Genomic DNA, 5,906 nt, shown 5'->3' with positions numbered 1-5,906 from the left:
GCCGCCGCTCGTCGGTGAGCACCGCGGTCAGCCCTGCTTCGCCGCGGTGGTGATCGCCGCGGCGACCTGCTCCGGCGACGCCTTGCCGGCGAGCAGCTCGGCCACGCTGTCGTTGACCTGCTGACCCACGGCCGGGGCGTACGCCTGGTCGAGGTAGAGCTGGAATCCGGTCGAGGCGGAGAGCGTCCTGCCGACCTGCTTGAGGTTGGGGTCGGTGACGGCGTCCCCGGCCGCCTTCACCACCGGCAGGACGCCGGCCGTCTTGGCCTCGATGCGGGCGTTCTCGGGCTGGGCGATGTACTTCAGGAACTCGATCGCCTCGGGCGGGGCGTCCTTGCCGACGGCGTACCCGCCGCCGCCGCCGAACACGTCCGTACCCTTGCCCTTACCGCCGTCGACCGCGGGGAAGGCGAAGAAGCCGAGCTTGTCGCCGAGCCCCTTCTTACCGACCGAGTTGTCCCGCTCGACCACCGGCGCCCACTGGCCCATCAGCTCCATCGCGGCCTTGCCGTTGCCGACCGTGGCCGCCTGGCCGTCGGCGGTGGAGTAGCCGGCGGCCAGGAATCCGGTCTGGAACGGCTGCAACGCCACCAGCTCGGCCAGGCGGGTGCCGGCCGCCACGAAGTCGGGAGTGTTGAAGTTCTTGTCGGCGGCGGCCTGATTCAGGGCGTCCAGACCGCCGATGCGCATGGCCAGATAGGCCCAGTAGTAGTGGCCCGGCCACTTCTCCTTGCCGGCGAGGGCGACCGGGGTGATGCCCGCGCCCTTCAGCTTGCGCACGGCCTCCAGGTAGTCGGCCCACGTTGCCGGGGGCGAGCTCACCCCGGCCCGGGCGAAGAGCTCCTTGTTGTACCAGAAGCCGACCATGCCGGTGTCGACCGGCGACGCGTACGTCTTGCCGTCCTTGGTGTAGGGGTCGAGCGCGGTCGGGATCAGCGTGTCGCGCCAGCCGGCGACATCGGACGTGAGTTCCTTGACCATGCCCGCCTCGGCCTGCTGGAACAGCACTCCGCCGCCCCAGGTGTGGAAGATGTCCGGCGGGTCACCGGCCTGGACGGTGGTGGTCAGCTTGGTCTTGAACGCCTCGTTCTCGAGCGGGGTGATCTCGAACTTCACGCCCGGGTGGGCGGCGGAGAAGCGGCTCGCCATCGCCGCCCACTCCGAGAGCATCGGGTCGGTGTTGGCGATGTGCCACCAGCGGATCTTCCCGCTCGATCCGGACGATTTCTCGTCGCCGTCGCCGCAGGCGCCGAGGACCGCACTCATGGCACCGGCGCCGGCGAGACCCAGCACCGACCGCCGACCTAACCGGATCGTGGGCATGATCCAGCCTCCTTCGCATATTCAGGGCAGGAGTCATCGAGCATTGAAAGAATGGGCGCACCGAAAGTTACGAGACATTGATCGGCGCCATTTCCCTACTGCAGCGCACGTTACGGCGACGTGTCCGGCCGGTCAAGACCGTCTTCCATCAATTGCAACCGCGGAAAGTTCGGGAACAGACCGATAATTTCGGAACCAAATTGAGCGCTGAAAAGTTGTTATGAGCGACCATTACGGACGGCCGTCCCCATCGGCCGGCAGGCCGCGGATCCCGCTGGCTCAGTCCGCCAGCCCCGGCCGGGCCCGGAACGAGCTGCCGGCCCGGAAGGCGGCGGTGCCGTCCGTCTGGTCCACCCACACCTCGCCGGCGCGAGGGCGGATGAACCAGCCCGGATAGTTGGAGGCCTCGAGGGTGATCGTGCCGGCCGGCGTACCGGGCCGGGCGCAGAAGGTGGCGTCCCCCCGGAACAGCGCCGTGCCCTGGTTCGGGTCGAGGCGCAGCCGCCACGAGGAGTGCCGCAGGTAGCGGCCGTCCGGTGCCTGGAAGGAGAGGCAGGCGGGATCCGCGAGGCCGGCGACCGCGGTGAAGGTCGCCTGCCGCCGCAGCGTGGCGTCGCTGCCCGCCGGGACCGGTGTCAGGACGCCGAGACCGTCGACGGTCGTGACGAACTGGCCGGGCCGGTCCGCGGCGGACTCCAGCGACACGGGCCGTCCGGGCACCGGCACCACCGCCTTGGCGGACGGCGTCGCGGCCGGCGGCGGCGTCGTGGCGGACGTCGGGCGGCGGCTCGGCGCGGCCGGTGCCGTCGACGGCGGCGGCACCCGTACCGGAGCCGACGGCGGCGCCGCGACCACCCGGGGGGAGCGCGGAGCCGGGCCGGGCAGGTTCGTCACCGTGACGGTGGCGCCCACGGCCACGGTGCACGCCGCGACCGACGCCACGATGGGGTGGGCCACGAGGGTCTGCACGAGCTGACCGAGGAGACCCGCCTTCGTACCCGACGCCCCGACCGCCACCGCCGCCGCCGACGACGTGGCCGTCAGCGCGGCGGCGCTCTTGGCCAGCACGGCGACGGCCAGCCCGGCCGGCACGGGCAGCAACGCCAGCAGGAGCCGCTCCACCGGAATCCTCGCCGCCGCGGCCGGGGCGCAGACGCCACAGGACCGGATGTGCCGGGCAAGCCGTTTGCGCCACAGCGGACTCGGCACGCCGTCCCAGTCCGTCATCGCCGCGTCGAGGCCCGCGCACCGTTGGCCGCGCTCCAGCACGGCGACCAGTTCGCGGCTCACCTCGAGCTGCTGCCGCATCCGCTGCACCCGTACGCCCGCATGCGCCACGCTCGTGTTGATCGCCGCCGCCACCTCGGCCCGGGTCAGCTCGCCGGCGAGTTCGAGCAGCCACAGCGAGAGCAGCACGCGGTCGTCGGGATCCATCCAATGACCCGCGTGCACGACCTGGCGACGCTGGGCCGACAGGTCCGCCCGCAGCGCCGTCACGTCCTCGAACGACGCGGTGGGATCCGGCACGCCGGCGGCCTCGTCCAGGGGCGCGGACCGCCGGACGGCGGCCCTGCGCCGATGCAGATGCGTGCCGACCTGGTGCACGGTGATCGCGGTCAGCCAGGAACGGAAGCTCTCCGGCCGGCGCAGTGCGCCGAGCCGGCCGAGAACCCGCACCATGACGTCCTGCACGACGTCGTCGACGTCGTCGTGGCCGTCCAGTGCCCGCCGGACGATCGAATACACCAGCGGCAGGCTGGTCGTCACCAGCTCGTCCAGGGCCCGCCGGTCACCCGCCTGGGCGGCGCTCACCATGCTCGTTTCGAGCGTGCCGCCAGCTCGCATGTCACATCACCGTCGTCGATCGAGAATCGGCTGCCAGCGCCGACGCATCAATGTGCGTGATGGGCGGGCGGGCGTCAAGTCTCCTTTTCAAAGATCGCCGGGGACCTTTGTGGATCCGGCCAGATAACGGAAAACCCGAGAAGTCCCGCCTGTCAGGATCCCGGTGACATCTGGTCCTGCGGCAGACCGGCGAGCAGATCCGTGACGATGTGCGCCCGTACGCCGGGCAGCGCTCCGGTGGTGAAGCGGCCCGCGACGGCCTTGACGTGGTCCTCCGCGGGCTGGGCGAGGCCGTCGTAGACCGCGCCGAACAGGTCTGCGGCGCGGTTGCGCAACCATCCGGGCGGAAGCAGTTCGACGGGCAGCTGGGGGTCGATGATCGGCAGGCGCCGATAGGTGTCCATGACCTCGGTGCGCGCACGGACCGCCTCGGCGCCGGTGATGGGCATGCGGGACAGCAGCGGGTCCCAGCGCCGGATGAAGCCCTCGTACTGTCCGGCGATCGCCGCCGTGTCCCACGCATCGAGCGGGCTGCGGCCGATCGCCGTGTCGAGGCCGACATGCCGGGCCCGGAACACCGTCATGGCGCCGAGTGCGAGCTGAGCCAGCTGCGCCTTGACCTGACCGGTGAGATCGCGCGGCGAGATCCACAGGCCGTCGTACAGGGGCGCGTAGCCCAGCCACCGCAGCCGGCTGCGCAGCGCCCGCCGCCGCGTCCGCTCCGATTGCGGCAGCGAGAACGCGATCAGGGTCCAGTGCCGGTCCCACGGCCGGCCGCCGGCGGCGGAGGAGGCGATCGCCCTGCCGCCGGTGGCCAGGTAGGAGGCGGCGGCCTCGGTCAGGCGGTAGAAGCTGTTACGTCCCTGCCGGCTGCCTTCCAGCACGCCACGGCGGGCGAGCCGGCTGATGGCGGTCCTGGCACCGGCGTGGCTCACGCCGGCCTCGGCGAGCAGTGCCACGACGGCAGCCGACGGCAGCCGGGCCCGGCTGCGCAGGGTGTAGTCGGCCAGCAACGTCACGGCGAGGCCCTGTGGCGAGTTGCCGGACTGCCGCCGGGGAAGCCGCACCGGCCCGGCGTCGTCGTCCGGGAAGATCTCCTCGATGTCGTACGGGTTTGTCACTGCGACGGCTCCCGGCAGGGCTCGGCGGACATTGAGATCCGACAGTAACGGCATCCGCTCGAGACCCCGGACTCGATCGAGAACCATCGATTGACAGTTTCCTCACCCCGACGCAAGCTAAGTGTCATACGAGGCTCGAACCGAAGGGCGAAGAGGAGTCAGGCAATGAAGATCAGACGCAGGGTCCTCCTGCTCGCCGCCGCCACGTCACTGGCGGCGGCCGCCCTCGCCGTGCCGGCGGCCACCCCCGCGTTCGCGGCGTCCCTCGTGCAGGTGACGAACTTCGGGGACAACCCGGGCGGCATGCAGATGCACATCTACGTTCCGGAGTCCCGCCCGGCCAATCCGGGGATCGTGGTCGCGATGCACGGCTGCGGCGGCTCGGGCCCCGGCTTCTACTCCGGCAGCGAGTTCGCCTCGCTGGCCGACCGCTACGGCTTCCTGGTGATCTACCCGTCCGCCATGCAGGAGGCCGGCTTCGGCAGGTGTTTCGACACCTGGTCGGACGCGGCCAAGCGCCGCGGTGGCGGCAGCGACCCCGTCTCCATCGTCTCGATGGTCACCTACGCCGAGCAGCACTACGGCGGCGACCCGAACCGCGTCTACGCCACCGGCAGCTCGTCCGGCGGCATGATGACCAACGAGATGCTCGCCCTCTATCCGGACGTCTTCAAGGCCGGGGCCGCGTTCATGGGGGTGCCGTTCAACTGCTTCGCCAACGCGGCCGACTATCCACCCGGCGCCAGCAAGTGCACCGGAGGCTCCATGGACCGGACGCCACAGCAGTGGGGCGACGCGGTCCGCCAGGCCTACCCCGGATACGCCGGTACCCGCCCGCGGGTGCAGCTCTGGCACGGCACCGCCGACACCCTCGTGCCGTACCCGCTGCTGCAGGAGGAGATCGAGCAGTGGACGAACGTGTTCGGGCTCAGCCAGACGCCGACATCCACCGACACCCCGCAGTCCGGCTGGAGCCGCCGCCGCTACGCCGATGCCGCCGGCGCCGTCCAGGTCGAGGCGTACAGCATCCAGGGCGCCGGCCACAGCCTCCCGCAGAGCGGCATGGCCGCGTATGCCATCGGATTCTTCGACCTGACCGGCGCGCCGCCGTCCACACCGCCGTCCACGCCGCCGTCCACGCCGCCGTCCACGCCGCCGACCGGCTCGGCCAGGTGCCGGGTGACCAGCCAGGTGAACGCGTGGAACACCGGCCTGACCGAGAGCATCTCCATCACCAACACCGACACCACGGCGATCAACGACTGGTCCCTGGCCTTCACCCTGCCCACCGGGCAGACCATCACCTCCGGCTGGAACGCCACCTATTCGCCGGCCTCCGGCGCGGTGAACGCCAGGAATGTCGCCTACAACCGGACCATCCCGGCGAACGGCTCCGTCGGCATCGGCTTCCAGGCCACCCACACCGGAAACACCGCACGGCCGGCCGCCTTCACCCTCAACGGCTCACCCTGCACGATCAGCTGATCAATCCCTTCGCGATCAGCTGATCGATCGAAAAGGCATGGGAAAGGCGGCCCCCCGAAAGGGGGGGGCCGTTCGTGTACCCCAGGTGAGTAACAAAAAAATAGGCCGCCCAACGGGGGGGCGACGGGTCCG

General features: G+C 71.0%; 4 protein-coding genes. 1 reads left to right on the top strand and 3 read right to left on the bottom strand.

Annotated features, from left to right (window positions below; genetic code table 11):
* Positions 1–27: 27 nt before the first annotated feature.
* From AB0F10_RS43680 to AB0F10_RS43670, 3 genes are all read right to left on the bottom strand, one after another.
* Complete coding sequence (locus AB0F10_RS43680) at positions 28–1,323, bottom strand: extracellular solute-binding protein (RefSeq protein ID WP_360640029.1); 1,296 nt, start codon at positions 1,321–1,323, stop codon at positions 28–30.
* Positions 1,324–1,602: 279 nt separating this feature from the next.
* The gene (locus tag AB0F10_RS43675) at positions 1,603–3,168 is read right to left on the bottom strand and encodes a sigma-70 family RNA polymerase sigma factor (RefSeq protein ID WP_360640026.1); all 1,566 of its coding nucleotides are present in this window, start codon (positions 3,166–3,168) and stop codon (positions 1,603–1,605) included.
* A gap of 152 nt (positions 3,169–3,320) precedes the next feature.
* Entirely contained in the window at positions 3,321–4,289 is a 969-nt protein-coding gene (locus AB0F10_RS43670) for a PaaX family transcriptional regulator C-terminal domain-containing protein (protein ID WP_360640023.1), read from the bottom strand.
* Between the two features lie 165 nt (positions 4,290–4,454).
* Here AB0F10_RS43670 and AB0F10_RS43665 point away from each other — a divergent pair, with 165 nt between their 5' ends.
* Entirely contained in the window at positions 4,455–5,774 is a 1,320-nt protein-coding gene (locus AB0F10_RS43665; RefSeq protein ID WP_360640021.1) for a PHB depolymerase family esterase, read from the top strand.
* Positions 5,775–5,906 lie beyond the last annotated feature (132 nt).

The sequence above is a fragment of the Actinoplanes sp. NPDC026623 genome (genome assembly GCF_040638275.1).
Lineage (GTDB): Bacteria > Actinomycetota > Actinomycetes > Mycobacteriales > Micromonosporaceae > Actinoplanes.
The sequence above is the reverse complement of the archived record's forward strand: the minus strand, read 5'-3'. Positions and strand labels throughout refer to the sequence as shown.